The 25,456-nt window shown below is 70.6% G+C and carries 26 protein-coding genes; 12 read left to right on the top strand and 14 right to left on the bottom strand.

What is annotated here, in order from left to right; translation table 11 throughout:
* Window positions 1-36: 36 nt before the first annotated feature.
* The 5 genes from ASF68_RS09700 to ASF68_RS09680 all read left to right on the top strand — a co-directional run bounded on the left by ASF68_RS09700 (window position 37) and on the right by ASF68_RS09680 (window position 5,487).
* Entirely contained in the window at window positions 37-1,356 is a 1,320-nt protein-coding gene (locus tag ASF68_RS09700) for an ammonium transporter (RefSeq protein ID WP_056009719.1), read from the top strand.
* Window positions 1,357-1,468: 112 nt separating this feature from the next.
* On the top strand, window positions 1,469-2,149 hold the full coding sequence (locus tag ASF68_RS09695) for a DedA family protein (protein ID WP_056009718.1): 681 nt from the start codon (window positions 1,469-1,471) through the stop codon (window positions 2,147-2,149).
* Window positions 2,150-2,154: 5 nt separating this feature from the next.
* Window positions 2,155-3,396, top strand: a complete 1,242-nt coding sequence (locus tag ASF68_RS09690; protein WP_235526778.1) for a sensor histidine kinase — start codon at window positions 2,155-2,157, stop codon at window positions 3,394-3,396.
* The gene (locus tag ASF68_RS09685) at window positions 3,393-4,061 is read left to right on the top strand and encodes a response regulator transcription factor (protein WP_056009714.1); all 669 of its coding nucleotides are present in this window, start codon (window positions 3,393-3,395) and stop codon (window positions 4,059-4,061) included. Before ASF68_RS09690 ends, ASF68_RS09685 begins: the two co-directional genes overlap by 4 nt.
* 121 nt (window positions 4,062-4,182) lie before the next feature.
* Window positions 4,183-5,487, top strand: coding sequence for an acyltransferase (locus tag ASF68_RS09680; RefSeq protein WP_056009711.1), 1,305 nt, complete (start codon window positions 4,183-4,185; stop codon window positions 5,485-5,487).
* Window positions 5,488-5,512: 25 nt separating this feature from the next.
* On the opposite strand, the gene ASF68_RS09675 is transcribed toward ASF68_RS09680, so the two are convergent.
* Window positions 5,513-6,085, bottom strand: a complete 573-nt coding sequence (locus ASF68_RS09675) for a TetR/AcrR family transcriptional regulator (protein WP_056009709.1) — start codon at window positions 6,083-6,085, stop codon at window positions 5,513-5,515.
* A 45-nt stretch (window positions 6,086-6,130) separates the two neighbouring features.
* Between ASF68_RS09675 and ASF68_RS09670 the strand changes: the two genes are divergently transcribed.
* Window positions 6,131-7,177 carry an NAD(P)-dependent alcohol dehydrogenase gene (locus tag ASF68_RS09670; RefSeq protein ID WP_056009708.1) on the top strand — a complete coding sequence of 349 codons (1,047 nt, stop codon included), beginning with the start codon at window positions 6,131-6,133 and terminating at the stop codon, window positions 7,175-7,177.
* A gap of 3 nt (window positions 7,178-7,180) precedes the next feature.
* Here ASF68_RS09670 and ASF68_RS09665 read toward each other — a convergent pair whose 3' ends face one another.
* From ASF68_RS09665 to ASF68_RS09650, 4 genes are all read right to left on the bottom strand, one after another.
* On the bottom strand, window positions 7,181-9,079 hold the full coding sequence (locus tag ASF68_RS09665) for an FAD-binding monooxygenase (RefSeq protein ID WP_056009705.1): 1,899 nt from the start codon (window positions 9,077-9,079) through the stop codon (window positions 7,181-7,183).
* A 127-nt stretch (window positions 9,080-9,206) separates the two neighbouring features.
* Complete coding sequence (locus ASF68_RS09660) at window positions 9,207-9,743, bottom strand: hypothetical protein (protein ID WP_056009704.1); 537 nt, start codon at window positions 9,741-9,743, stop codon at window positions 9,207-9,209.
* A gap of 34 nt (window positions 9,744-9,777) precedes the next feature.
* Window positions 9,778-10,674, bottom strand: a complete 897-nt coding sequence (locus ASF68_RS09655; protein WP_056009702.1) for a pentapeptide repeat-containing protein — start codon at window positions 10,672-10,674, stop codon at window positions 9,778-9,780.
* A gap of 313 nt (window positions 10,675-10,987) precedes the next feature.
* On the bottom strand, window positions 10,988-11,800 hold the full coding sequence (locus tag ASF68_RS09650) for an isocitrate lyase/phosphoenolpyruvate mutase family protein (RefSeq protein ID WP_056009700.1): 813 nt from the start codon (window positions 11,798-11,800) through the stop codon (window positions 10,988-10,990).
* 80 nt (window positions 11,801-11,880) lie between these two features.
* Between ASF68_RS09650 and ASF68_RS19200 the strand changes: the two genes are divergently transcribed.
* Entirely contained in the window at window positions 11,881-13,002 is a 1,122-nt protein-coding gene (locus ASF68_RS19200; RefSeq protein ID WP_235526777.1) for an NUDIX domain-containing protein, read from the top strand.
* A 36-nt stretch (window positions 13,003-13,038) separates the two neighbouring features.
* Here the strand turns inward: ASF68_RS19200 and ASF68_RS09640 are convergent, their stop codons facing one another.
* The 3 genes from ASF68_RS09640 to ASF68_RS09630 form a co-directional block, all read right to left on the bottom strand.
* The gene (locus tag ASF68_RS09640) at window positions 13,039-13,428 is read right to left on the bottom strand and encodes a VOC family protein (RefSeq protein WP_056009699.1); all 390 of its coding nucleotides are present in this window, start codon (window positions 13,426-13,428) and stop codon (window positions 13,039-13,041) included.
* A gap of 20 nt (window positions 13,429-13,448) precedes the next feature.
* Window positions 13,449-14,018: a dihydrofolate reductase family protein gene (locus tag ASF68_RS09635; RefSeq protein WP_056009696.1), complete on the bottom strand. Its 570-nt coding sequence runs from the start codon at window positions 14,016-14,018 to the stop codon at window positions 13,449-13,451.
* Window positions 14,019-14,084: 66 nt separating this feature from the next.
* Complete coding sequence (locus tag ASF68_RS09630) at window positions 14,085-15,770, bottom strand: 2-isopropylmalate synthase (protein ID WP_082498560.1); 1,686 nt, start codon at window positions 15,768-15,770, stop codon at window positions 14,085-14,087.
* A 138-nt stretch (window positions 15,771-15,908) separates the two neighbouring features.
* Between ASF68_RS09630 and ASF68_RS09625 the strand changes: the two genes are divergently transcribed.
* Together ASF68_RS09625 and ASF68_RS09620 are read left to right on the top strand one after the other, a co-directional pair.
* The gene (locus tag ASF68_RS09625; protein ID WP_056009691.1) at window positions 15,909-16,610 is read left to right on the top strand and encodes a FadR/GntR family transcriptional regulator; all 702 of its coding nucleotides are present in this window, start codon (window positions 15,909-15,911) and stop codon (window positions 16,608-16,610) included.
* Between the two features lie 91 nt (window positions 16,611-16,701).
* On the top strand, window positions 16,702-17,103 hold the full coding sequence (locus ASF68_RS09620; protein ID WP_157580291.1) for a hypothetical protein: 402 nt from the start codon (window positions 16,702-16,704) through the stop codon (window positions 17,101-17,103).
* Window positions 17,104-17,127: 24 nt separating this feature from the next.
* Here the strand turns inward: ASF68_RS09620 and ASF68_RS09615 are convergent, their stop codons facing one another.
* Window positions 17,128-17,973, bottom strand: coding sequence for a helix-turn-helix transcriptional regulator (locus tag ASF68_RS09615; protein WP_056009685.1), 846 nt, complete (start codon window positions 17,971-17,973; stop codon window positions 17,128-17,130).
* Between the two features lie 100 nt (window positions 17,974-18,073).
* On the opposite strand from ASF68_RS09615, the gene ASF68_RS09610 reads away from it, so the two are divergent.
* Window positions 18,074-18,835, top strand: coding sequence for an SDR family oxidoreductase (locus tag ASF68_RS09610; protein ID WP_056009681.1), 762 nt, complete (start codon window positions 18,074-18,076; stop codon window positions 18,833-18,835).
* Window positions 18,836-18,857: 22 nt separating this feature from the next.
* Here ASF68_RS09610 and ASF68_RS09605 read toward each other — a convergent pair whose 3' ends face one another.
* Genes ASF68_RS09605 through ASF68_RS09595 form a run of 3 tightly spaced genes read right to left on the bottom strand, consistent with a single transcriptional unit; the run spans window position 18,858 to window position 21,990 of the window.
* Window positions 18,858-19,262 (bottom strand): hypothetical protein, encoded by a 405-nt coding sequence (locus tag ASF68_RS09605; RefSeq protein WP_056009678.1) that lies wholly within the window; start codon window positions 19,260-19,262, stop codon window positions 18,858-18,860.
* Window positions 19,259-19,480, bottom strand: coding sequence for a type II toxin-antitoxin system VapB family antitoxin (locus ASF68_RS09600; RefSeq protein ID WP_056009675.1), 222 nt, complete (start codon window positions 19,478-19,480; stop codon window positions 19,259-19,261). The genes ASF68_RS09605 and ASF68_RS09600 overlap by 4 nt, the downstream gene beginning before the upstream one ends.
* A gap of 59 nt (window positions 19,481-19,539) precedes the next feature.
* Window positions 19,540-21,990, bottom strand: coding sequence for a glycoside hydrolase family 2 TIM barrel-domain containing protein (locus tag ASF68_RS09595; protein ID WP_056009672.1), 2,451 nt, complete (start codon window positions 21,988-21,990; stop codon window positions 19,540-19,542).
* A 154-nt stretch (window positions 21,991-22,144) separates the two neighbouring features.
* On the opposite strand from ASF68_RS09595, the gene ASF68_RS09590 reads away from it, so the two are divergent.
* Window positions 22,145-23,203: a LacI family DNA-binding transcriptional regulator gene (locus ASF68_RS09590; protein WP_056009669.1), complete on the top strand. Its 1,059-nt coding sequence runs from the start codon at window positions 22,145-22,147 to the stop codon at window positions 23,201-23,203.
* Between the two features lie 35 nt (window positions 23,204-23,238).
* On the opposite strand, the gene ASF68_RS09585 is transcribed toward ASF68_RS09590, so the two are convergent.
* Complete coding sequence (locus ASF68_RS09585) at window positions 23,239-24,129, bottom strand: NAD-dependent epimerase/dehydratase family protein (RefSeq protein WP_056009667.1); 891 nt, start codon at window positions 24,127-24,129, stop codon at window positions 23,239-23,241.
* A 65-nt stretch (window positions 24,130-24,194) separates the two neighbouring features.
* Here ASF68_RS09585 and ASF68_RS09580 point away from each other — a divergent pair, with 65 nt between their 5' ends.
* Window positions 24,195-24,506: a metalloregulator ArsR/SmtB family transcription factor gene (locus tag ASF68_RS09580; protein ID WP_056009664.1), complete on the top strand. Its 312-nt coding sequence runs from the start codon at window positions 24,195-24,197 to the stop codon at window positions 24,504-24,506.
* Window positions 24,507-24,546: 40 nt separating this feature from the next.
* Here ASF68_RS09580 and ASF68_RS09575 read toward each other — a convergent pair whose 3' ends face one another.
* On the bottom strand, window positions 24,547-25,443 hold the full coding sequence (locus ASF68_RS09575; protein WP_056009661.1) for an alpha/beta hydrolase fold domain-containing protein: 897 nt from the start codon (window positions 25,441-25,443) through the stop codon (window positions 24,547-24,549).
* Window positions 25,444-25,456: the final 13 nt, after the last annotated feature.

Raw genomic sequence — 25,456 nt, 5'->3', positions numbered from 1 at the left:
TCCGTTTCGGATCCCGCGCGAACCCTGGAGGTCCGAATGGACACGGCTGCAATCGCGGGCAACACGGCATGGCTCCTGACGGCGGTGGTCGCCGTCGCACTCATGCTGCCCGGCCTCGCCATGTTCTACGGCGGGATGGTCAGCCGCCGCGTCACCATGAACATGATGATGATGATCTTCGCGTCGTTCTGCCTCGTCGGGATCCTGTGGGTGGCGTTCGGCTACTCCATGGTGTTCGGCGACAGCATCGGCGGTCTCGGACTCGTCGGCGACCCGACCGAGTACCCCGGCCTCGGCCAGCTCCTCGTCGCCCCGGAGGGGAGCGCCCTGCCGCCCCTCGCGCTCGCCGCCCTCCACCTCATGTTCGCCGGCCTCACCATCGGGATCGTCGCCGGTGCCGCCGCCGGCCGCATGAAGTTCAGTGCATGGATGGTCTTCGCGGGGGTCTGGTCGACGCTCGTCTACTTCCCCGTCGCGCACTGGGTCTTCGCGTTCGACTCCGCCGACGGCAGCGTGCAGGGCGGCTGGCTCGCGAACACGATCGGCTCGATCGACTACGCCGGCAGCACGGCCATCCACGTCAACTCCGGGGTGGCGGCCCTCGCGCTCGCGCTCGTCCTCGGCAAGCGCAACGGTTTCCCCTCGCAGCCGAAGGCGCACAGCCTCCCGCTCACCCTGCTCGGCGCGGGCCTGCTCTTCGTCGGCTGGATCGGCTTCGACGGCAGCGCGCTCGGTGCCGCAGACAACAACGCCGCCGTCGCGGTCTTCAACACCGTCGCCGCGACCTGCGCCGGCGTCATCGTCTGGCTCGTCGTCGAGAAGCTGCGCGACGGACACCCGTCGACCCTCGGCGCCTGCTCCGGCGCGATCGCCGCGCTCGTCGCCATCACACCCTCCTGCGGTGCGGTGACCCCGCTGGGCTCGCTCGCGATCGGTGCCGCCGCAGCGGTCGTCTGCTACTTCGCCGTCAGCCTCAAGGTCCGCTTCGGCTTCGACGACGCGCTCGACGTCACCGCCCTGCACTTCGTCGGCGGGGTCGTCGGTGGTCTCCTCATCGGCATCCTCGCGGTGCCGCTCGCACCCAGCGGTGGTGAGGGGCTCCTCGCCGGTGGCGGCTTCCTCCTCCTCGGCAAGCAGGCCCTCGCGATCGTCGCCGTCTTCGTCTACACCTTCTCCATCACCTGGGTGCTCGCGAAGGTCCTCGACAAGACGATGGGCATCCGGGTGTCGGCCCAGACGGAGGCCCAGGGTCTCGACGTCGTGCTCCACGCCGAGAACGCCTACGAGATCAGCACGCACGAGGCGCTCTCACCCCGCGGGCACGCGGAACCGAAGGTCCCGGCCGTCGTCGACTGAGTCCGGTCCGCCGAGGGCTGGTCCGGGCGGCGCCGCAGAACACCACCGGGGTAGGGGGTACCGGATACCTCGGGGTGATGCTGCGACGCCGCCCGCTTCGTAGCGTCGAAGCATGGACGTCATCAACGAACTCATCCTCACCGCAGTGACCTCGCCGTGGCTGTACGTGGTGATGTTCGCGGTGGCCGTGATCGACGGTTTCTTCCCACCGGTCCCGAGTGAGACGGTGCTCGTCGCCGCGGCGGCCGTCGCGGTCTCGACCGGCGGATCCAACCTGCCGCTCCTCGTCGTCGTCGCGGCGCTGGGTGCCGCGATCGGCGACAACCTCGCCTACCTCATCGGTCGGGGCGTCGGCACGACCCGCTTCGCCTGGATGCGTCGCCCGCGGATCGCCGAGGGATTCGACCGGGCCGGCCGTGCCCTCGGCCACCGCGGTGCACCGCTCATCCTCGGCGCGCGCTACATCCCCGTCGGTCGCGTCGTCGTCAACATGACCGCGGGTGCGCTCCACTACCCGTGGCGGCGGTTCGTCCCGCTGAGTCTCATCGGCGGTGCGACCTGGGCTGCCTACAGCGCCCTCATCGGCATCGTTGCCGGGAAGCTCTTCGCAGACCAGCCGCTCCTCAGCTCCGTCATCGGCGTCGCGGTCGCCCTGGTCCTCGGCCTCGTGGTCGACCGGGTCACCGCGGCCCGCCGACGCCGCCGCGAGCGTTCGGCGGCCACTGCAGCGAGCGACGCCGGGGAGGACGCCGAGGCCGACGCCCGGTCGGTGCTGGTGCCGGTGGGAGAATGACCCTCATGGACCGCACGACGCTCGACCCCTCGCGCCGCGCCGTCGTCCTCTTCGTCCTCGCGGGCGTCGGGGTGGTCCTCCTCAGCGTCCTCGTCCCGATCCAGAGTCTCCTCTACGGCACGGTGCTCCCGGCGTCGTTCCTCCTCGGAGCCGCGATCTGCGGCGCACCGGTCCTCTCCGTCGTGCTTCCCCGGGTCGCGATCGCGCTCTTCTCCGCCGCCGCGTTCGTGCTCCCGCTCGTCGCCTCAGCCGATCACGACCCGGTCTGGCCGTGGCCGTGGTCGGTGCCGGCGCTCATCGCGTTCGCCGTCCTCGTCGGGGCCGTCACCTTCCTGCACGGCTGGTTGCCCGGGCTCATCACCCTGCTCGTGAACGTCGCCGGCTCGCTCGTCGCGGCGCTGCTCGTCCCGTCCGCGGCCGACGCGACCGCCATGGCCGCCGACCTCATCGTCGCGTCCTCCATCGCCGCGGTGGCGTTCCTCGTGGCGCTCCTCGTCTCCGGGCGCGTGCGCATCGGCGAGGAGCTCACGCGGGAGCGAAAGGTCTCGGCGGCCGAGCAGTCCCGGCGGATGCTCGTCGAGGAGCGCACGCGGATCGCTCGAGAGCTGCACGACGTCGTCGCGCACAGCATGTCCGTCATCCAGGTGCAGGCCTCGACCGCCAAGTACCGGGTGCCGGGCCTCGCGGACGAGGCCACGGCCGAGTTCGACGACATCGCGGCGACCGCCCGTGCGTCGCTCGTGGAGATGCGGCGCCTGCTCGGCGTCCTGCGCACGGAGGATCAGGCGGCCGAGCTCGCGCCGCAGCAGGGCATCGACGACCTTCCGGCCCTCGCGGAGGGGCTGCGTCGAGTGGGAGCCGACATCACCCTCGAGGTGGGCGACTCCGGCGACACCGTCGTCCCGCCATCCGTCCAGATCGCGGCGTTCCGCATCGTCCAGGAGGCCATGAGCAACGCGGTGCGGCACGCGCCCGGCGCGCGCGTCACGGTGGCCGTCGGCATCGACCCCGATGCGGTCCGCCTGCGTATCCACAACGGGGCTGCCCGGTCCGCTGGGGAGCACGGGGCCGGACACGGGCTCCGTGGCATGCTCGAACGCGCCGCACTCCTCGACGGCAGCCTGAGCGCCGGTCCGGACGGCGAGGGCGGCTGGCTCGTCGTCGCGGCCCTGCCCGTCGCCGCTCCGGCCCCATCGCGCTTCGCAACCTCCTCCACCCGACCCGTCTTCACGAAGGACCGCCAGTGACCATCGACGTCCTCATCGCCGACGACCAGGCCATGGTCCGCGCCGGGTTCGGCGCCCTCCTCGACGCGCACGAGGGCATCCGGGTGACCGGTCAGGCGGCGAACGGCGCGGAAGCCGTGAAGCTGTCCGCGCGCCTCGACCCCGACGTGATCCTCATGGACGTGCGCATGCCCGAGATGGACGGGATCGAGGCGACCAAACGCATCCTCGGGCCGGCGTATCCGGCGGCGAAGATCCCCAGGATCATCATGCTCACCACCTTCGACATCGACGACTACGTCTACGACGCGCTCCAAGCCGGTGCGAGCGGGTTCCTGCTGAAGGACGCGCTCCCCGAGGACCTCGTCCACGCCGTGCGGGTCGTCGCGGCCGGCGACGCCCTGTTGGCGCCGAGCGTGACCCGCCGGATGATCGCGCAGTTCGCCGCGCAGAAGCCGCGGGTCGGCCAGGGCGCCGCCCGGCTCGCGGAGCTCACGGACCGCGAACGCGAAGTGCTCGTCCTCATCGGCAACGGCCATTCCAACAGTGAGATCGCCGCGAGCCTCTTCATCGCCGAGCAGACGGTCAAGACCCACGTCGGCAAGGTGCTCGCCAAGGTCGGCGCCCGCGACCGCGTCCAGGCCGTCATCTTCGCCTACGACACCGGACTCGTCGCGCCCGCCTGACCGGGTCGGCCTTCGGCGCTCCACCTCACTCCCCGGTACGGGGCGGGTCGACACCGCCGGGTGATGTGGCGGCCCATGCCGCGTTCATAACCTCCTCGGACCGTCACCGAGGAGGACCGTCATGGCCATCACCCACACCCCACCGCAGGCCGCCAGACCCGCGCTCAGGCCAGGGCTCGCGCCCGCAGCCGTCGCGTCGAACGCCCGTGACACCGGCATCGACCTCGTCCGCGCCTGCTGCATCGTCGGAGTCGTCGTCCTCCACGCGATGATGGTCGGCGTGACGGTGACCTCCGTCGGCCCGGTGTTCGCGAACGCGAGCGACGGCACCGCGTGGATCGCACCGCTCAGCTGGGTCCTGCAGGTCATGCCGCTCTTCTTCGTGATCGGCGGGTTCGCTGGGCTCCTCGCCTTCCGTCGGCAGCGGGCCCGAGGCGTGCCGGCCTCGGCGTTCGTCGCGGCACGGCTGCACCGACTCCTCCTCCCGGCGGTCGTCACCATCGGCTGCACGGCCGCGGCCCTCGCGATGCTGACCCTGGCCGGCGTGCCGGCCGACCTCATCGCCACCGCCGGCTTCCGGTTCGGGCAGCCGCTCTGGTTCCTCGCGGTGTTCCTGCTCTGCCAGGCACTCCTGCCCGCGCTCGCCGCAGCCCATGAGCGCGCTCCGATGCGGGCCATCGTGGCGCTCGTCGTCGCTGCCGTCCTCGTCGACGTCCTGCGGGCGTCCACCGGTGTCGACGCCCTCGGGTTCCTCAACCTCGTCTTCGTGTGGACCACGCTCCAGCAGCTCGGGTTCTTCCTGGCGGACGGCTCGATCGACGCGCTGGCCAAACGTGTCCGGATCGCGGCCGGTGCCGGGGCGGTCGTCGTGCTCGTCGTCCTGTGGTGCGTCGGGGTGTACTCGGCCGACCTCATCGCCAACATCAATCCGCCGACCGCCGCCCTCCTCCTCGTCGGGGTCGCACACACGGCGCCGCTCTCGCTGCTGCGCGAGCGGCTGACCCGGCTCAGCCGGCGACCCCGGGTCGCGAGCGTAACGGCCTTCGTGACCACGCGGGCCATGACGGTCTACCTCTGGCACATGCCGGTCCTGCTGGCGATGGCGGGGGCGTCCGCGGTGTTCGCACTCACCACGGGTGTCGTGCTCCCCGAACCGAGCAGCGCCGCTTGGTGGCTCGGCCGGCCGGTCTGGCTCGCCGCAGCACTCGGGCTGACCGCCGCCGTGGCCACGGTGTTCGCGCGTGTCGAGGCGGTCACGATGCCGGTCGCGACACGCTCCCGTCGTCGGATCACGGTCGCCGTCCTCCTCGGGCTGAGCGCGGTGACCCTCCTCCTCGTCGTCGGCACCTCGGTGATGACGGGCATGCTCGCCGTGCTGATGATCCTCGCCTCACTCCACGTGTCGCGGTCATCCTCGCGATCATGATCGGTGACCTCGGGCCACTGCCGCGTCAGCGCGTGCAGAGCCCGTCGCGGATGGTCGACGCCAGTGCGGTCCGGCGACGCTCGTGGACCTCGGGCGCGTCCGCCGAGGTGGCGACGGTCGTCATGGACGCCTGCGCCCAGGTCGCCGCGGTCGAGATGAGCAACGACCAGATGTCGGCCGGGTCGAGATCGGGGCGGATCGACCCTGCGCGCTGTTCGGCCTCGATGTCGCGGATGTGCTGGACGTCGTGGTCCTCGAGGCTGGGGTAGAGGTAACCGGTGCTCTCACGCTCGAGGCGCTTCCACATGACGAGGCGGGCGAGTGCCGGGTCGGCGAGGTAGTCGTCGTAGAGTCGGGCCGCGTATTCGGGGAGCTGGGCCGCGGTGAACGGGACCCGGTCGCTGTTCGCGATGACATGGGCGTGGAACACCGCGTCGAAGAGCTGGTCCTTCGCTCCGTAGTACGCGTAGATCATGGGCTTGCTCATGCCGGACCGACGGGCGATCCGGTCTACCCGGGCACCCGCGATGCCATGGGTGGCGAACTCCTCGGTCGCGGCGTCGAGGATGCGCTGGCGAGTCTGGTCCGCGGTGGTCATCGACCGAGTCTACCGAACCTACCAACTAGTAGGTAGTATCGAGCCATGCGCACAACCGCCCTCATGTCCACCGCCACGCCCCGGTCGCTCCAGCGGACCACGATCGAGCGCCGCGACCTCCGACCGGACGACGTCGACGTCCGCGTCACCTACTGCGGGGTCTGTCACAGCGACCTGCACGCCCTTGACTCCGCAGGGCCTCAAGCGGGACTCGTGCCCGGCCACGAGTTCGTCGGCGAGGTCGTCGCCGTCGGTTCCGCGGTGACGGCGTTCGCCCCCGGCGATCCGGTCGCCGTCGGCAACATCGTCGACTCCTGCGGCACCTGTGCGATGTGTCTGCGCGGCCAGGAGAACTACTGCGCGGAGTTCCCGACCCTCACCTACGGCGGGCGGGACCGCGTCGACGGGAGCACGACGCTCGGCGGCTACGCCGGTCGCTACATCGTGCGCGACAGCTTCGTCTACCACCGCCCGCTCTCCCTCGACCCGGCCGGCGTCGCGCCCCTCATGTGCGCGGGCATCACCGTCTGGGAGCCGCTCCGGAGCAACGAGGTGGGGGACGGGACGCGACTCGGGGTCGTCGGCCTCGGCGGTCTCGGGCATCTCGCCGTCCGGCTCGGGCATGCGCTCGGCGCCGACGTCACCGTCTTCACCACCTCGGAAGGCAAGGCGAGCGACGCCGAGCGGCTCGGGGCGTCGCGGGTGGTCGTCTCGACAGACGCGGACGCCATGGCCGCCGCGGCCGGCAGCCTCGACCTGGTGATCGACACGGTCTCAGCCGAGCACGATCTCGCGCCGTACCTCCGCGTCCTCGACCTCGACGGGACGCTCTGCTCGCTCGGCACCCTCGGTCCGATCTCCATCCAGACCATGGACCTCCTCCTCGGCCGGAAGCGCCTGACCTCGTCCGGCAGCGGCGGTCGCCCGTGGACGCAGGACCTCCTCGACTTCTGCGGCACCCACGGCGTGACGGCCGACGTCGAGGTCGTCCCCTCCGCCGACGTGGACGTGGCCCTCGACCGGCTCGCGCGGAACGACGTCCGGTACCGCTTCGTGCTGGACCTCGCCGACCTCGACGCCGAGCCCGTCTGAGAGTCAGGCGGGGCGCGCCGCCTCCCGTCCCATGACGCCGTCGAAGAACGCGGCGAGTTCCACCGTGGCCGTCAGCGGCAGCACGTGGGCGACGTACTGGTCGGGTCGCACCACGACGATCGCGCCGTCGCGGTCGATGCCGCGCTCCTCGAAGACGTCGACCTCGGGGTGCACCGCGTAGACCTTCTCGTAGTCGACGAGGTCGAACGGGCCGACCCGCGGCAGGAAGACCTGCGGCACGGTCCCGAGCTCGATGTCCGTGTGGTGCTCCTGGTAGACCACCTTCACGTCGAACCAGTCGTCCGCCCGCACGCCGTCGGGCACCTGGTGCAGGGGCGATTCCGGCGCGTCCTGGAGCCAGGCCGCCAGCTCCGCCGAGCGACCCGTGGCGGGGGAGGCGGCGTCGGCGAACACGTAGACCCGCCACCGACCGTCGGCCGTGGCGTGGTGTCCGAGGTGGACGTGGTTCGCGTCGGCGACCCGCGAGGTGAGGGCCGACTTGAAGCGCTTGCCGAGTGGGAAGCCGGTCGCGAGATGCTGGTGGGTCGCCTCGCCGACGATGGCCGACGGGGCGTACTCGGTCATGAACCCCGCCGGGAACTCGGCCGTCCGCACGTAGAAGTCGGCGAGCTCCGAGGGGTCGGCGAACTCCTCCGGTCGCTTCGCCATGAGCGTCGACCACTCGCGGTCGAAGTCGATGAGGTCCTGTGCGACGACCTGCCGCTCGGCCGAGTAGGTGGCCAGCAGGCTCTCGGGACTGCGACCCTCCAGCACATGTCCGAGCTTCCAGGCGAGGTTGAAGCCGTCCTGCATCGACACGTTCATGCCCTGCCCGGCCTTCGCGCTGTGCGTGTGGCAGGCGTCGCCGGTGATGAACACGCGTGGTGTGCGCGTGCCGAGTTCGGCGAGCGGGACGTCGTCGAAACGGTCGGTCAGTCGGTGCCCGACCTCGTAGACGCTGTGCCAGGCGACGTGCTTCACGTCGAGCCGGTAGGGGCTGAGGATCGCGTTCGCGTGCTCGATGATCTGCTCGATCGAGGTGGACCGGACCGCTGCGCCGCCGCCCGCCGGCACCTCGCCGAGGTCGACGTACATGCGGAACAGGTGCCCGCCCTCACGCGGGATCAGCAGGATGCTGCCGCCCGAGCCCGACTGGATCGCGCACTTCGTTCGGATGTCCGGGAAGTCCGTGACGGCGAGGGCGTCCATGACACCCCAGGCGTGGTTCGCCTGGTCGCCGGCGAGGGTGCAGCCGATCGCTTGACGCACGCCGCTCCTGGCGCCGTCCGCCCCGATCACATATTTCGCGCGCACCGTCCTCGTGGCGCCGGTCGAGTACTCGCCGGTGTCGAGCAGGGTCACCGTCACCGGGTACTCGGCGGTGTCGTCGATCTCGAGGCCCTGGAACGCCCAGCCGTAGTCGGGTCGCATACGCGTCGGTGCGTTGGCCATGTACTCGGCGAAGTAGTCGAGCACGCGCGCCTGGTTGACGATGAGGTGCGGGTACTCGCTGACGCCCGTCGTGTCGTCGAGAGGGCGGGCGCCGCGGACGATGCGGCTCGGGTCCTCGAGGTCGGGCTTCCAGAACGCCATCTCGGTGATCCGGTACGCCTCGGCGGTGATGCGCTCAGCGAAGCCGAACGCGTTGAACGTCTCGACGCTGCGCGCCTGGATGCCGTCCGCCTGGCCGATCGCGAGGCGTCCCGGTCGTCGCTCGACGATCCGCGTGGTGATCGTCGGGAACCGGGAGAGCTGGGCGGCGGCGATCATGCCGGCGGGTCCGCTGCCGACGATGAGGACGTCGACCTCGTCCGGCAGCTCGTCGGGCCGGTCGATCCCGACCCCCGCGGCGGGGAGCACGCGCGGATCGCCGGAGACGTAGCCATGGTGGTGGAACTGCATCGATTCCTCACTTCGTCGTCAAGAATTCGATAATGGAACACAGTGTTCGCTTATCGCACGGCAGACACTACCCTGCGTCGACGCGCGGCGGAAGGCCGGACGCCGACGCAGGGTGAGGTCGCCGCGCTCAGTCCTTGGTCGCCCAGGTGCCGAGGTCCTTCACCTCGATGGCCGTGGGGAGCGCGTCGGCGTCACCGAGGAAGGCCTGGCAGGCGACGAGCGGCGCATCGGGTGCGACCCCGGCGGTCGCGTTGCCGTCCGGCGTGCAGTCGAACTGGCCGATCACCTGGATGGGCCGGTAAGCGCCCTTGCCAGTGAGCTTCCACTCGTCGGTCTTCGGCACCGGGAGGGCCGAGCGGTCGGCGTCCGCGATCTCGCCGTCGGTGAGGGTGACCGAGTACGTCACGAAGTACGGGACCTTGCCGTCGTCCGACGGCGTCGACTGCAAGCCCATCTCCGCGAGGTCGCTGAGCTTCCCCTCCCGGACGTCGTCGATCGAGAACGACATCTCCACGCCGGTGCCGACCTCGACGGCCACGCCCGTGCCGATCGCCAGGGCGTCATCGGGAGCCTGCTGGGTGCCGGCGGAGCATCCGGTCAGGGCGACCCCGAGAGTCGCGGCGATGAGGGCGGTCAACGTGAGGGCGCGGCGGGAGCGGGTCATGTCCTCGACGCTATCGGGGACGAGGCGCCTGAGCCTACGGGGACAACTCCCCATCCGTCGTTGAGGTGGATGGGGACTTCGTCCAGTGCCCCGGCTGGTCGATGGTTGCCGGGAGCAGGGTCGCCGCATCACCGCGCGCGGCGTTCACCTGCGCCTGCGTGAGGAACAGGGCATCCGCGAGGTCGGCTCCGTCGAGTCGTGCACCGCGAAGGTCGGCACCCAGGAGATCGACGCCCGCCAGGTCCGTTCCGCGGAGGTCGGCGCCGATGAGGAGCGCCCCGCGCAGCTCGGCTCCGCACAAGCGGCGATCGCGCAGGTCCCGGCCGACGAGGTCCGCCGAGGGCTGGAGGGCGTCGTCCACCTCCCAGCCGGCGCCGGCCAGGTACCCGCCGCGTGCCTCCTCGCTGATGTCGACCAACACCGTCCGGACGGCGGAGCGGAGCCCGTCGACATCAGCGGCGAGGATCTCGGCCGTCCCGCCGTCGAGGACCCGCACGACCTCCGCTCGGAGCTGATCGACCGGTTCAGCGAGGTCGGTGTCGCTCGCGCGTTCGGCGGCCTCGACGAGGTACCAGCGCATCTCCTGCAGTTGTCGGACGGCGCCGAAGGTGCGGAACATCTCGGCGCTGGTGTCGGGGCGTTCCCGCCAGCTCGTTCCGCCGAACAACTCCTGCGACACGAGCTGCCCGGCACCGAAGCAGTCGAACACGGTGCAGCCGCGGAAGCCTCGCGGGCGGAGGGACTCGTGGATGGTGCAGGAGAAGTCGTCGGCGAGGTTCTGGCAGGGTGTGCCGGCGGGTTTGTCGATCGGGAAGTCCGCGGATCGTTGGAATCCGAAGGCGGTGCAGCAGAGGGCGAAGCAGTCAGCGCAGTTCGCGCGGAGTGCCGAGCGGTCGTCGGACGGGGTGACGGAAGCGTCGTTGAAAGGCATGCGTGGGTGGTCTTTCCGGAGTGGTTTCGAATGCTGGCCGGGATGCGGGGGAACTCCGCAGGGAGCTCCCCTTCCGGGCGCACGAAATCACCGCCCCTCGTCGGAGGAGCGAACGGGTGTCGCTGGAGGGGCTCTGGGTCACAGAGGGAAAGAACGGTTCACTGCCGAACAGGGTAGCGCGGTGGCTTGGCTCGCGGCAGCTGGCGACCCACCGCTGGACGGAGCCGCCCGGTACCTGATGGAGATCGACATCGTCCCCTCCGGGTCCACGTCGGAACGGCACGTCCGGTTCGACGGCTGACTCCGCGGCGGTTCAGTCCCGGATCAGGCCGTTCATCGCGGCCCAACCGAGTGCGGGCGGCTGCGCCGGTGCCGCATCGGGGGAGTCGAGCATCGACGAGGCCCACTGGTGCGCGAGGCTATAGGCGGCCTCGGCGATCGACGAGCCGGCGCTGATCCGGCTCGCCCCGGCCTTCGCGAGCTCGCTGATCGACAGGGTTCCGGGACCGAAGGCGACGTTGACCGGGAGGGTGGTCCTGTCCGCGAGTCGTTCGATCGTGTCGGCGCGGAGGGCGCCGAGCACGAAGATCCCGCTCGCGCCTGCCCGCGCATACGCGGCGGCACGGGTCACGGTCTCGTCGAACCAGTGGTCCCCACCGACGTCACCGAGTCGATGCGTGTCGATCCGCGCATTGATGAAGAGGTGGATCCCGGCCTCGTCGGCTGCACGTCGTGCGGCGGCGATCCGGTGCTCCTGTTCCTCGACCGGGCGGAGCGTGTCCTCGAGGTTCACCCCTGAGACGCCCGCCTCGATGCAGGCGGCGATGGTGCGGGCGACCTCGGCCGAGGTGTCGCCGTAACCGCCCTCGATGTCGGCGGTGACCGGGACCGGCACGGCGGCGGTGATCCGTCGCACGGCGTCGAGAGCCGTCTCCCGGCTGAGCTCGTTCCCGTCGCGGTGCCCGAGCGACCAGGCGACACCGGCGCTCGTGGTCGCGACCGCCTGCGCGCCCGCCGCGAGGACGGCACGGGCTGAAGCGACGTCCCACGCGTTGGGGAGGATCAGCGGGTCGCCCTGGACGTGCATCGAGTGGAGGGTGAGGGCGCGTTGGAGGTGGTCGGTCATCCTCCCAGTCCAGCACATGACGGAGGGGTCGCCGACCACGCCGCTGCTTGCTAGCGTGGGCGTCGATCGAAGGCGGGTTCATGCGTCCAGTGGTGTTGTCCGGCGGCCCGGCGGTCGGGAAGTCGACGTGCGGGCGCCTGCTGGCCCGGGAGCTCGACCGCGCCGCCTTCATCGATGTCGACGACATCCGGCAACTGGTGGTGTCGGGCGAGGCCACGCTGTGGAGCGGAGACGACGGGGTGTCCCAACACCGCCTCGCGGCTCGGAACGCGTCGGCCATGGCGAGGAATCTCCTCGAGGGCGGCTTCGCGGTCGTCATCGCCGACGTCGTCACGCCGGAGGCCCTCGCGGTCTATCGGGCGGAACTCCCGGACTGCCTCGTCGTACACCTGACACTCCCGCTCGACGAGGCGCACCAGCGCGCCACGACCCGTGCCGTCTACCTGTCCGACGACGAGTTCGATCTGGTGCACGCGCTCCTGACGCCGCCGCCGGACGTGGACCACGTGATCGATGTCAGCGGCATGACGGTCGATCAGCAGCTGCAGGCGATCCGCGACGTCTGGGCTTCGCTGCAGACGGACGGGCGTGTTCCGTCTCTCGACCCGCACAGCGACCGGGAGCGGGCGGACGGCGAGATCGAGACGGCTTGGAGCACACGCTCGAGGAGGACGGTCTTCGAGGGGCGGGTCACCTTGGTCGAGCACGAGGTGGAGGTGCCCGGTGGTTCCCGTCTCGGCTACCTCGTCGATGAGAGTGTGCCGTTCTCGGTCGCGTCACTCATCGTCGACGGGGACGACGTGATCCTGGCGCGGCAGTATCGCTATCCCCTCGACCGGTGGATCTACGATCTGCCAGGTGGCGGAGGCCGGAGCGAGGAGGAACCGCTCGACGCTGCTCGGCGCGAGCTGGAGGAGGAGCTGGGGCTGATCGTGGACGATCTTCGACCGCTCCACACCTTCTTCATGAACCCGGGGCGCGCAGCATGGCCCACACACCTGTTCATCTCCACGTCCGGCCTGCGAGCGGGACGTCCCGACACGTCCGACCCCGGCGAACAGGTCCGCCTTGTGCGCATGCAGCTGGTTGAGCTCGACCAGCTGATCACTGACGGGACGATCGTCGATCCGCCGCTCATGGTGGCGCGAGCGGCTGCGGCCGCCCGCGGTCTGCTCCCGCCGCTCCGCCCGATCGCCGGGTGACGGAGGCGCTCAGCTCCTGACCGCGCTTCCGCGCTGTCAGACTGCCTGCGGCCGCTCCTGGATCACCCAGGTGTTGCCGTCCGGATCGGCGAAGAACACGAACGAGTTCCAGTCGCCGCCTCGGCCCTCCAGGCGGACGCCGTTTTCGAAGTGCATCACCGGTGTCACGTCGACGCCGCGCTCGGCGAGTTCGGACCGGGCCGCGTCGACGTCGTCGACGACGAGCTGCAGGCCCTCGAGGCGGGTGTCGCCGACCTTCAGCTGGATGCTGCTCGCCGATCCGGGTGGGGTGAGCTGCACGATGCGGAGATCGTCGCTGACCCGATGGTCGAGGTCGAGATGGAACCCGAGCTGCTCCTCGTAGAAGGCTTTCGCCCGGTCGACGTCGGCGACGCTGACGGGGACGACTTCGAGATTCCAGTGCATGGGATGCTCCTTCGTGTGGTTCAGTCGGCCGACGGTTTCGGCCGGTACCGCATGGCGACCGCACCCGAGCCGAACGGTTCGCGGTGCACCAGTTCGAGCTGGATCTGTTCGCGCAACCCGGCGAGCAGCGTCGGGCCGTGGCCGGCGAGGACCGGCTGCACGACGAACTCGTATTCGTCGATGAGCCCCAAGTCGGCCAGCGCGCGGGGGAGCGTCACACCACCCACCCACAGGCCGGTGCCGGGCTCCGCCTTGAGCCGCTGCACGGCTGCGCCGACGTCCCCGCGGAGCAGCTCGGCATTCCAGTCGACCGACGCCAGCGTGCTCGACACCACGACCTTCTGCGCCTGGTCGATGGCCTCCGCGAACGCGATCTCCGAGGCGCCCATCCAGTCGGGCCAGACGCCGTCGGGTGGCCGCCGCCAGGTGGACTCCATCATCTCGTAGGTGACCCGGCCGAAGAGGAGGGCGTCGGCTCGTTCCATCTCGGCCGTCCAGAAGCGCATCGACTCCTCGTCCGGTGGGAGCCCGGCCTCGTGATGGCAGCAACCGTCGAGCGTGACGTTGATCGAATACCGGAGTGGTCGCATCGCATCGCTCCCTCGTGATGGCTCGGGCGCGCGGGGTGCCCTGACGCCCCACTGTAGGACGATCGCTCAGTCGACGGAACGGTTCGCGGCGCCCGCTGCGTTGAGGACCGCCTGCACGCTCGCTTCGAGGACGGAGCGGTCGCGGCCCGCTGCCCAGCCCGTCCGCTGGCCGAGGCGGTACTCGACGAGAGTGAGCGCCTGCGCGTCGCTCCCCGACGTCAGCGAGGTCTGATGCAGGGAGACGATCTCGACCGGTAGACCGTGCTCGGCGAGCAGGAGGGTCGTCGCCTCCACCGGGCCGACCTCGGGGAACGCCGCGGCGTGGGTGGCGCCGTCGACCTCGATCCGCAGGGACGTCCTGGTCGTCCCGTTCGCGCTGGTGGTGTCGAGTTCGACCAGACGTGTCGACCCGGGCTGCGTGAGGTAGTCGCGCTCGAAGATCTCGAAGAGCGCCTCAGCATCGAGTTCGTGCCCGGAGTCGTCCGCGTGCTGCTGCACCCGGCGGGAGAAGTCGACCTGCAGACGCCTCGGCATCTCGATGCCGTAGTCGCGCTCCAGCAGGTAGGCGATGCCGCCCTTGCCCGACTGCGAGTTCACGCGGATGACGGCCTCGTAGCTCCGCCCCAGATCTCCCGGATCGATCGGCAGGTACGGCACCCGCCACGGGAGGTCCTCGGCCCGGCTGCCGCTCGCCTCGGCCCGGGCGCGGTGCTCGGCGAAGCCCTTCTTGATCGCATCCTGGTGCGTGCCGGAGAACGCCGTGTGCACCAGCTCGCCGACATAGGGATGCCGCGGGTGGACATCGATGCGGTTGCTGTGCTCGACGACCCGACGGATGTGGTCGATGTCGGAGAAGTCGATCATGGGATCGACGCCCTGCGTGTGGAGGTTCAACGCCAGCGTCGCGATGTCGACGTTGCCGGTACGCTCGCCGTTCCCGAAGATGCAGCCCTCGACGCGTTGGGCGCCGGCCAGTACCGCGAGTTCCGCGCACGCGATGCCGGTGCCGCGGTCGTTGTGCGGGTGCACGGAGAGAATGACCGACGGCCGCCGGGCGAGGTTCCGGTGCATGTACTCGATCTGATCCGCGTACACGTTCGGCGTCGCCGCCTCGACGGTCGCCGGCAGGTTGAGGATCACCGGTCGGTCCTCGGACGCGTCCCAGAGGGTGGTCACGGCATCGCAGAGCTCCAGCGCATAGTCGGGCTCCGTCAGGTTGAACACCTCGGGCGAGAACTCGAACCGGACGCCGTCGAGGTCGCCGGCGAACTCGAGCACGTCCGACCCGCCCTGGAGGATCAACGACCGCAGCGAGTCCCGGTCGTGGCCGAGCACGACCTCCCGCCAGAGCGGGGCGGTCGCCGTGTACATGTGGATGACGACCTGGTTGCGGATACCCCGGATCGACTCGACGGTCCGCTCGATGAGGTCCCGGCGGGCCGGGGTGAACACCACGATGGTGACGTCCTCGGGGGCGATGTCGGTCTCGGCGATGAGGCGCACGAAGTCGTAGTCCGTCTGCGAGGCGGAGGGGTAGCCGACCTCGATCTCCTTGTAGCCCATGGTGACCATGAGCTCGAAGAAGTTCCGCTTGCGCGCGGGATCCATCGGCTCGGCCAGCGCCTGGTTACCGTCGCGCAGGTCCACCGGCACCCAGAGTGGGGCTTCGGTGAGGCGTCGTGCCGGCCACTCGCGGTCGACGAGCGGCACGTCGACGCGGGAGAAGAGGTCCTGGTAGCGGTCGGACGGCATCTGTGAACGCCGCTGGCGGTTCCAGGTGGGAGCGTGCGGAGGAACGGGCCCGGCTGGGGTGGAGAGGCGGGAGTCGGAGAGGATCACGCGGCCACGGTAACACAACTTGTCAGACAAGCTGAGGACTATGATCGATCCATGACCACCGTGCGACGCGAATCCCTCTCGGACCAGGCGGCCCGCCTCCTGCTGGCACGGATCCAGACCGGTGAGTGGGCGATCGGCCAGAAGCTCCCCGGCGAGACGACACTGGGCCCCCAGCTCGGCGTCGGCCGATCCACCATGCGGGAGGCGATCCGGCAGTTGGCCGGACAAGGCATCCTGATGAGCCGCCAGGGGTCGGGGATCTTCCTGCAGGCCCTCGCGCCGCAGCAGGACTGGGAGGCACTCGTGCTCCGGACGAACATCGCCTCGATCCTGGAAGCACGCCTCGCCATCGAGAGCGAGGCAGCGGCGCTCGCCGCAGAGCGGCACACCGCCGCCGATCTGGGCGTCATCCGTGCGGCGCTCGACCGCCGGAACGTCGAGCGGGCGACGATCCCGTCGAGAGTGGACGCTGACACCGCGCTCCATCGGAGCATCGTGGCCGCCGGTGGCAACCCGATCCTGACCGAACTGTTCGACACCTTCGCCGAGCGCAGCCACGACGCCATGATCCAGATGTTGCGGCTCAGTGGCGAGCCGGGCACCGATCACGATCAGCAGGTGCACGAGCGCATCGTCGACGCCGTCGCAGACCGTGACGGCGAGGTCGCGTCCGCCCTGAGCCGTGCTCACCTGCTGGCGCTGCGCGACGCCGTCGTCGTCGGCGACGGTGCGGGAGGCGCGCCCGCCGAGTGATGAACGACCTCGGCGTCACCCCTTGTCATCCGGCGCCACGACCGGCAGGATCTCCAGTGTTCCCTGGGGAGGTCCTGTGCGTGTTTTCGGTGTGATCGCCATTGTCCTGGCGGCTCTCGGCCTGGCGGTCGGGGTGCTGCTGCTCTTCGGCAACCGCGATCTCGCGTCGTCGGGGCCGCAACTGCTGCCGGCTGCGGCGTACGACTCCTGGCGGTTCCTGCTGGGCGTCCTGCTGTGGTTCGCGTCGCTGCTCTTCGTCGCAGGCGTCCTCGCGGTGTCGCGTCAGCCCGGCCTCGCCTGGCTGATGCTCCTCGCGTTCATCCCGCTGCTCGTGGTCTACCTGCTCGGTGGCGGGCTGATGCCGAGCCTCGTCCTGGCGCTCGTCGCGGTCGTCGTCCTCGGTCTCGTCGTCCCCGCGATCATCGCCGGTGTCGGCCTCGCGATCGGCGGCGCGGTCCGTCGGCGGAAGCTCCGCACGGCGCCGACATTCTGAGTCGCCGGCCGGAGGTCGCTCCCGCTACCGCGCCCCCTCGAAGGTCTGCGTCCCGAGCACGGCGAGCAGTTTCAGCTTGCCCTCGGCCGGCGTATGGGGTGCGGCGGTGAGCACGAGCAGGGACTGCGACTGGTCCTCGGTGAAGAGCGCCTGGCAGTCGAGCTCGATGGGGCCGATCTCGGGATGGATGAGCACCTTGTGGTCCTCGAACCGGCGCCCGACCTCGTGCGTCGCCCACAGGCGTCGGAACTCCTCGCTGTGCGCCGAGAGGGCGTCGACGATCTCGCCCGCCGGCGACTGTGCGCCGAGTGACCCGTAGGCCGCACGGAGGGAGGCGACCTGGGCGCGACTCTGTCGCTCACGGTCCTCCTCCGGGTAGCGGAGCCGCTCCTCGGGCCGGACGAACCAGCGGTGGATCGCGCTGCGTTCGAGGCCCTGGAACCGGCTCTCATCGCCGAACAGCGCGCGGGCGGGGTCGTTCTGGACGAGCGTCTCGCCGAGGGCCGACAGGATGAGCGCCGGCGTGTCCGTGAGCCGGTCGAGGACCCGCAGCAGCGCGGGGGCGACGTAGTCCGAGGTCGCGAGGCGCACGGGTGCGTTGTGGCCGGCGATCCGGTACAGGTAGTCGCGTTCCTCGGCGCTCAGCCGCAGCGCACGGGCGAGCGAACCGAGCATCTGCGTGCTCGGCTGGGGGCCGCGCTGCTGCTCGAGCCGCGCGTAGTAATCGGTGGACATCGCGGCGAGCTGCGCGACCTCCTCGCGTCGGAGCCCCGCCGTCCGGCGCCGAGGACCGGCACTCAAGCCGACATCCGCGGGCTGCAAGGCCGATCGGTGACGGAGGAGGAAGTCTGCGAGCGCTGGGCGATCCATCCCGCCAGTATCCGCCCCTGAGGTCCGGCGATCCAGGGACCGCGGATCCCTGGATCGGCGAACCCTGGTGGCGAGCGTCGGACGGCCGCAGACTCGACGCATGCAGATCACCGGAAACACCGTCTTCATCCCCGGCGCGACGAGCGGCATCGGCCTCGCTCTCGCACGACGCCTCCACTCGGCCGGCAACACCGTCATCGTCGGCGGGCGCCGCACAGAACTCCTCGAGTCGATCGAGGCCGAGGAGCCCGGTCTCCACACCGTGCGCATCGACACGACCGACCCGGCGAGCATCGAGGCGGCCGCGGCCCAGGTCATCGCCGAACACCCCGAGCTCAACGTCCTCATCACCATGGCGGGTGTCATGCGTGGCGAGGACTGGACGGCTCCGGACTTCGTCGCGACCGCGGAGGAGATCATCACGACGAACGTCCTCGGCCCCATCCGGCTGATCGGTGCGTTCATCGAGCACCTCCGCAGCCGGCCGGACGCCACCATCATGACCGTCTCCTCGGGCCTCGCGTTCACGCCGTTGCGCGTCACCCCGACGTACAACGCGAGCAAGGCCGCGATCCACATGCTGAGCGAGTCCATCCGCCTGCAGCTCGCATCCACGAGCGTGCACGTCGTCGAACTCGTCCCGCCCGCCGTCCGCACCTCGCTCATGCCGGGGCAGGAGACGAGCGACTTCGCGATGCCGCTCGACGCCTACGTCGACGAGGTCATGGCGCTCATCGAGGCCCAGCCCGACGCGACCGAGATCCTGGTGGAGAACGTCAAGTTCCTCCGGTTCGCCGAGGCCCGAGGCGACTACGCGCAGACCGTCGCGACGGTCAACCGGCTCGACCCGCACGGGAACTGACTCAGCATCACTCCGAACCGAGTCAGGGTTCGACGTACTCCTGGCGGACGGCGCCCCGGGTGGCCAGCTCGAGGTACCCGAAGTCGTGGTCCGCGTTGAGGACGACTGCGTCGTTGGCGACCGCATACGCGGCGATCAGGCAGTCGAATGCCGCTGCCGCCCGGACCAGCCCGTTCTCCCACAGCGCCTGCTGCAGGGCCAGAGTCTCAGACGCGGACGGGTGCTCCCACGCAGGGAGCAGCCCGTCCATGTCCTCGCGAAGCTCGCGATACTCGTCGGCAGTGCGCGCCGAATGGCAGTACTCCAGGACCTGCGGAGGACACGTGATGATCAAGTGGTGCGGTGAGAGGTCCCGAAGTCGCTGCGCGATGCGGGCACTCGTGTGCGCCAGTTGCCAGATGCTGTTGTCGACGAGGTAGACGGTCACCGGGCGGCAGGCCCGACCCTCGGCGTGATCGTGGGTGCATCCAACTGATCCGGCTCGAACGACCGCCCGATGATGCGTTCGACAGCGGCAGGCTGACGGCGGACGGCGATGAGCGTCCTGAGGGCGAGGTCGACCGTCTCCCGGTTGGAGGTGGTTCCGGCGAGCTCCTTCGCCTGCTTGAGTTCGGCTTGGTCGATGTCGATGGAGGTGATGGTCATGGATGCTCCCGTCTTATATAGAGCATTGTATAACACGCGGCGGGCACTGGCGCCGACGGTCACGATCTCGAAGGCGTCTCCACAGCCTCCAGGTCGAGGACGACGTCGCGCAGGCCGGCACCGCTGACCGTGACCGTGATGGATCCTGGCCCGGTGGGGCGGATGATCGCGAGCGCCCGCCCGTCGAAGGTGGTTCGGGTGGTGGCGTCGAACCGCTCGGTCGTGCTCGGCGCGCCGGTGCCGAACCCGGTGAGGACCCCGGCACCGGCGACGGCGACCGACACCTCCCGGTCGGCTCCCGTGACGAGCACCCCGGCGGTGTCGCGCAGTTCGATCGCGACGAAGGAGAGGTCGGTGTCGTCGGCGCGGATCACCGTGCGGTCGGCGGTCGCGACGAGCTGGGTCGGGCCGGTGGCGGAGACGAGCGAGGTGCGGCCGACCACCGTCCCTGAGCGATAGGCGACGGCCTCGAGCGTGCCCGGCCGGTAGACGGTCTCGAACGAGGCGAGCATCGGTCGGCGTGCACCCACCTGCCCGCGTGCGACCTCGGTCCCGTCGAGGAGCAGCGCGACCTCGTCGGCGTCCGCCGCGACCTCGACCGTGACCGGCGCTCCCTCGAAGCCCGGCCATGTCCATGAGTCGACCGAGTCGCTCCACGCCCACGGCGACTGCATCGTGACCGTCTGACCGTGGCGTTCGGGGCGCAGCACGGCGATCGCCGGTTCCGTGCGCAGGCCGAAGACGATCTCCCGGTAATAGGAGGCGGGTCGGCGCCAGCCCGTGAGGTCGAGGTCGCCGCACCAGGCGGTGAGGTACGGGAACTCGCGTTCGAGGGCCCCGTTCGCCTCGGGGTCCTCGGCGTAGGAGGTCGCCCCGATGCCGACCTCGCCGAGGTAGTCCCAGCCGGTCCACGTGAAGTCGCCGATGACGTTCGGGTTGGCCTCGACGAGCGGCCAGAGCTCTCCGATCTGCGTCGGGAACGTTTCAGAACCCACGATCACCCGGTGGGGGAAGCGTTCGGCGTCGCTCGCGTAGCGGCCGTCCGCGTAGTTGAGGCCCAGCACGTCGAGCGCCGCGCTGGACTCCTCGGTGCGGGTCGTGACGGCGTCGGAGGAGCCGATGAGGCTCATCATGTTCGCGCCGGCCTCGCCCATCAGTTCGTTCAGCCCCTGGTCCGACGCCATGATCTCGTCGAGTTCGTCGAGCACCGACAGGGTCGCGTTCACGCCGTTCGTGACCGGTCGGGTCGGGTCGAGTGCGCGTACGTGCTCGGCGAGCTCGCGGGCCAGGATCGCGCCGTGCGGGGTCCCGACCTCGACGATCTCGTTGCCGATCGAGTACATGATGACGCTCGGGTGGTTGACGTCCTTGGCCACCATCGACTCCAGGTCCGACCGCCACCACTGCTCGAAGTCGAGTGACGGGTCGAAGGTGGTCTTGCCGCGGTGCCACTGGTCGAAGGCCTCGTCCATCACGAGCATCCCGATCCGGTCGCAGGCGTCGAGCATGGCCGGTGAGGCGGGGTTGTGGGCGGCCCGGATGGCGTTGAACCCCGCGTCCTTGAGGAGCTGGATGCGCCGCTCCTCGGCACGCGCGATCGAGGCCGCCCCGAGCGGGCCGTTGTCGCTGTGGATGCAGGCACCCCGCAGGAGCACGGGTTCGCCGTTGATCCGGAGTCCCTTCCGCGGGTCGACGGTGACGGTTCGGATGCCGTGGACGGTGTGCACGGCGCTGCCGGCGTCCGACTCGCCGGCGGCGGGTGCCAGCATGGTCTGCGCGGTGTACAGCGCGGGGGACTCGACGCTCCAGAGCGCCGGATCCTGGACGTAGAGTCGCTGCCGGATGGTCGCCGTGCCGCCCGGCGCGACGGTGACGGGCGTGCTGTCCTGTTCGACGACGACGCCCTCGGGCGAGGTGAGCTCGGTGGTGAGGACCCGCGAGCTCGTGGTCAGGCCGCGGTTGGCGACGGAGGTCGCGACCTCCAACACCGCCTGGTCGTCCTCGATGCGGACCGTCGTGATGCGGACGCCGTCGGGCACGATGTGCGTCGGCTCGTCCACGTGCAGGAGGACCGGCCGGTGGAGACCTGCGCCGGCGTACCATCGCGAGTCCTGGCCGGAGCGCACCTCGATGCGCAGGGTGTTCGTCGCACCGGCTCGGAGGTACGGCGTGAGGTCGACGAAGAACCGCGCGAAGCCGTCGGATCGGTTGCCCGCGAACTCGTCGTTGAGGTACACCATCGCGTGGCGGAAGGCGCCCTGGACCTCGAGTCGCACGATCCGCCCCGCCCACGCGCCTGGAGCCTCGAAGGTCTTCACGTAGCTGAAGGCCCCGGCCGGGAAGTAGGCGGCCCCACCCTTCGCCGGGGCATCGGCTGAGCGGTCGGCGTCGCGGAGTGCGTCGTGCGGGAGTGTCACGGCCACCGAGTCGTCGGCACCGCCCTGCACGGCCGCGAAGGGCCCCCGAGGTGCCCGGACGATCCAGCCGTCGGTGAACGAGGTGATGGTCATGGCGCGCTCCAGTGCGATTCGATGCGAAAGTCTTTCGTCTGTGGTCGACGGTCCGCTCACGCTATGCGAGCGGCTTCGTTCCGGTCAACGCGTCGATCACGAAACTGTTTCGCTACGCTGGGTCGATCCGTGACCCTGATCCTGGAGGAGCCGTATGGCACGCACGCCGATGACCGGCCCGACCCTGGCGTCGATCGCCGAACGCGCCGGCGTCTCCGTCGCGACCGTCTCGAAGGTCGTCAACGGCCGCCAGGGCATGTCCGATGCGACGCGGGCGCGCGTGGAGGCGGCTGTCCGTGAGCTCGGGTACCGCCCGGCCGCGCGCTCGGCTGGCGGCGGTCCACGCCAGGTCCACGTCGTGTTCGACACCCTGCACAGCGTGTACTCCCTGCGGGTGCTCGACGGCATGGTCGCGGCCGCGCAACGCCTCGACGTCGACCTCGTGACCCGGGTGCTGTCGCCCGCTTCCGGATTCGGGACCGACGGCGCGACCGGTGACGAGCTGGCGCTCGACCGCGCCTTCGTCGAGCGGGTCGCCGCGCGGGGCGCGCTCGGCATGATCGTCGTGACGACACCGATCGACGCCGACGTGGTGGACGCCTGCCTGGATGCGGGCGTCGCGCTCGTCGCGGTCGACTCCCCGGATCCGCTCGCCCGGTCGGTGGCGAGTATCGGCTCCAGCCACGCGGTCGGCGGGCAGCAGGCCGTCGAGCATCTCATCGGCCTCGGCCACCGGCGGATCGCCTTCGTGGGTGGTCACCCGGCGAATCCGGGGCTGCGGGCGCGGGCGGTCGGCTACCGCGAGGCGCTCCGCTCGGCCGGCATCCCGCTCGACCCCGAGCTCGTGTCGGAGGAGGGGATGGGTACGTCGGCGCCCGCCGTGGAGCGCATGCTCGCGCTCGACGACCCACCCACGGCCGTTTTCGCGACCAACGACGCCGACGCCTTCGCGGTCATCCGCACCCTGCTCCAGGCGGGGCTCCGCGTGCCGGAGGACGTCAGCGTCGTCGGCTACGACGACACGTACTCGGCCATGCTCACCGTTCCTCGCCTGACCACGGTGCACACCTCCATGCACGACATCGGCCGCGCGGCCGTCGACACCCTGCTCCGGCTGCAGGCGGGAGAGCGGCCGTTCTCGCACCACCTGGAGCTCGCGACGACGCTCATCGAACGGGAGTCGACCGGTCCCCGTCGGCCCGATGACCGCTGATCGGTCGGCACCCGTCGTTCGGCGCCGCGCTCCGATCAGGCGAACCGTCGCAGGTCGGCGAGCGTGAACCGTCCGGCGGGGAGCGCTGCGCGGATGCGTGCCTCGTCGAACCGCCGCTGGGGTCGCAGTGCCTCGGGGAGTTCGGGTGTCGGCGGTGCCGCGGCGTCGACGCCCTCGGCGAGCATCTGCGCCTGTGCTTTCGCGACGAGCGGTGTCACCATGAGCCGCTCGGTCAGGCGCGCGAGCAACCGGATCGTCCAGACCGGCACCGGGACGTACAGCGATCGTCGGCCGGCGACGCGTGCGATCCGCCGGACGGCCGTCCCCAGTGGCAGCGTCTCGGCGCCCATCACCGCGACCGTCGGCTCGGTGACCCGGCCCTCGAGGGCGGCGAGGAGGACGTCGACCGCATCGGCGACCGGCACCGGACGCACGAGGCGTTCGCGGTAGCCGACGGTCGCGAACACGGGGAAGGTGCGGACGGCTTTCGTCACGTGGTCGATCATGTGGTCGCCGGCCCCGTAGATCATCCCGAACTTCAGGACCGTGTGCGGGATGCCCGACCCGCGGACGAGCTCCTCGGCCGCCCATTTCGTCTCGTGGTAGCCCGAGCCGCAGTCGGGGCGGGCGCGGAGGAAGCTCACGAGGACGAGGCGCCCGACGCCCGCTCGGCGGGCCGCGTCCACGACGGCCTGGGTGCCCCGGACGTGCACGCGCTCGAAGGTCTGCTCGCCGATCTCCCGGTTGATGCCGGCGCAGTGCGCGACGGCGTCGCAGCCCGCGAACGCCGTCGCGAGTGCCTCGGCGTCGTCGATGTCGATCCCGGTGCGCCGAGAGACGATCACCGTCTCGTGGCCGTCCCCCCGCAGGCGTTCGGCCAAGTGGCGACCGACGAACCCGGTCCCGCCGGTGATGGCGATGCGCATGACAACTCCTTCGCTTGTTAGCAATAGAGCTAAACCGTATATCGCAATTGTGCTAGATTGCAACCATGGCAGATACAGCGTCGGACATCTTCGCCGCACTCGCGCACCCGACGCGACGACAGATCCTCCAGGACCTCAAGGACGGCGAGCTGGCCGCCGGCGAGATCGCGTCGCGGTTCGACGCCACGGGGCCGACCATCTCGCGCCACCTCAGCGTGCTGCGGCAGGCGGGGCTCGTCTCCGAGCGTCGCGACGCCAACCGGATCCTCTACTCGCTCGTCGGCGAACGCCTCGCGCTGTCGGTCGGCGACTTCCTGTCGACGGTGTGCCCGGAGCAGATGGTGCTCCGCGAGGTCCGCAAGCGCCGCACGGCCTAGCCGCGCGACCGGTCGTCTCCCGGCCGGGTCAGTGGCCGGGTCAGCGCAGCCCGCGGGCGACGCTCCGGACGATCGTCTGCGTCGCCGCCTTCCCCGAGCGGGTCGGCAGCAGCGCCCACACGTGGAACTGACCGACACCCTCGTGGAAGTCGAGGGACACCCCGGCCGCTCGGGCACGCGCGACGAGCAACTCGGCATCGGGGTTGAGGACGTCCCGCGTGCCGCTCAGCAGGGTGATCGGTCCGAGCCCGGCGAGCTCGCCGAAGAGGGGACTGACCGCCGGGTCGGTGAGCTCGAGGTCGCCGCGCCAGTGCTCCGCGAACACCCGGCCGCCAGGGGTGGCGAGCCACGGGTCGCTCGGCTGCACGAGGGGGATCCGCGGGTTGCTCCAGGTGAGGTCGAGCGCGGGGGACAGGAGGGTGGTCATGGGGAGGACGATGCCCTCGTCGCGCAGGCGGAGCGCCGCGGACAGGGCGATCTGGCCGCCGGCGGAGTCGCCCGCGAGGACGGTCGGTCCGTGTCGGTCGAGGCTGCGTCGGACGAGCTCGACCATGCCCGTCCGGGCCTCCGCCGCGGTGCCGTAGGGCACGAGGGGATAGATCGGCAGGGTGACGGTCGCGCCCGTCTCCGCCGCGATGGTGGCCGCGAGCACCCAGTGCTGGGGCGCGATCTCGCCGACCCACCCGCCGCCGTGCGCGTACACGACCCCGCCGGCGGAGGCACGCTTCGTCGGGCTGACCGTGTACACCGGCCAGTCGCCGAACCGTTCGACATCGACCCGGACGTCCGGCCGCAGCGTGGCCGGTGGTCCGTAGGGCACCGGTCGGAGCGTCCGTTCCCGGATCCGGCGCCGGGCACCCGCTTCGCTCACGAAGGCGCGGTTCGCGCGGATGAGGCGGAGCGCCGGGCCGACGAGGGCGTTGGGGACGATCAACACGGTGCCTCTTCTC

The organism is Plantibacter sp. Leaf314 (genome assembly GCF_001423185.1).
Classification (GTDB): Bacteria; Actinomycetota; Actinomycetes; order Actinomycetales; family Microbacteriaceae; genus Plantibacter.
Note: the sequence above shows the minus strand (reverse complement) of the source record. Positions and strands in the feature narration are given on the sequence as shown.

Coding starts and splice junctions, on each gene's coding strand:
- ASF68_RS09700 (WP_056009719.1), top strand. CDS start 37: ATGGACACGGCTGCAATCGCGGGCAACACGGCATGGCTCCTGACGGCG.
- ASF68_RS09695 (WP_056009718.1), top strand. CDS start 1,469: ATGGACGTCATCAACGAACTCATCCTCACCGCAGTGACCTCGCCGTGG.
- ASF68_RS09690 (WP_235526778.1), top strand. CDS start 2,155: ATGGACCGCACGACGCTCGACCCCTCGCGCCGCGCCGTCGTCCTCTTC.
- ASF68_RS09680 (WP_056009711.1), top strand. CDS start 4,183: ATGGCCATCACCCACACCCCACCGCAGGCCGCCAGACCCGCGCTCAGG.
- ASF68_RS09675 (WP_056009709.1), bottom strand. CDS start 6,085: ATGACCACCGCGGACCAGACTCGCCAGCGCATCCTCGACGCCGCGACC.
- ASF68_RS09670 (WP_056009708.1), top strand. CDS start 6,131: ATGCGCACAACCGCCCTCATGTCCACCGCCACGCCCCGGTCGCTCCAG.
- ASF68_RS09665 (WP_056009705.1), bottom strand. CDS start 9,079: ATGCAGTTCCACCACCATGGCTACGTCTCCGGCGATCCGCGCGTGCTC.
- ASF68_RS09660 (WP_056009704.1), bottom strand. CDS start 9,743: ATGACCCGCTCCCGCCGCGCCCTCACGTTGACCGCCCTCATCGCCGCG.
- ASF68_RS09655 (WP_056009702.1), bottom strand. CDS start 10,674: ATGCCTTTCAACGACGCTTCCGTCACCCCGTCCGACGACCGCTCGGCA.
- ASF68_RS09650 (WP_056009700.1), bottom strand. CDS start 11,800: ATGACCGACCACCTCCAACGCGCCCTCACCCTCCACTCGATGCACGTC.
- ASF68_RS19200 (WP_235526777.1), top strand. CDS start 11,881: ATGCGTCCAGTGGTGTTGTCCGGCGGCCCGGCGGTCGGGAAGTCGACG.
- ASF68_RS09640 (WP_056009699.1), bottom strand. CDS start 13,428: ATGCACTGGAATCTCGAAGTCGTCCCCGTCAGCGTCGCCGACGTCGAC.
- ASF68_RS09635 (WP_056009696.1), bottom strand. CDS start 14,018: ATGCGACCACTCCGGTATTCGATCAACGTCACGCTCGACGGTTGCTGC.
- ASF68_RS09630 (WP_082498560.1), bottom strand. CDS start 15,770: ATGCCGTCCGACCGCTACCAGGACCTCTTCTCCCGCGTCGACGTGCCG.
- ASF68_RS09625 (WP_056009691.1), top strand. CDS start 15,909: ATGACCACCGTGCGACGCGAATCCCTCTCGGACCAGGCGGCCCGCCTC.
- ASF68_RS09615 (WP_056009685.1), bottom strand. CDS start 17,973: ATGGATCGCCCAGCGCTCGCAGACTTCCTCCTCCGTCACCGATCGGCC.
- ASF68_RS09610 (WP_056009681.1), top strand. CDS start 18,074: ATGCAGATCACCGGAAACACCGTCTTCATCCCCGGCGCGACGAGCGGC.
- ASF68_RS09600 (WP_056009675.1), bottom strand. CDS start 19,480: ATGACCATCACCTCCATCGACATCGACCAAGCCGAACTCAAGCAGGCG.
- ASF68_RS09595 (WP_056009672.1), bottom strand. CDS start 21,990: ATGACCATCACCTCGTTCACCGACGGCTGGATCGTCCGGGCACCTCGG.
- ASF68_RS09590 (WP_056009669.1), top strand. CDS start 22,145: ATGGCACGCACGCCGATGACCGGCCCGACCCTGGCGTCGATCGCCGAA.
- ASF68_RS09585 (WP_056009667.1), bottom strand. CDS start 24,129: ATGCGCATCGCCATCACCGGCGGGACCGGGTTCGTCGGTCGCCACTTG.
- ASF68_RS09580 (WP_056009664.1), top strand. CDS start 24,195: ATGGCAGATACAGCGTCGGACATCTTCGCCGCACTCGCGCACCCGACG.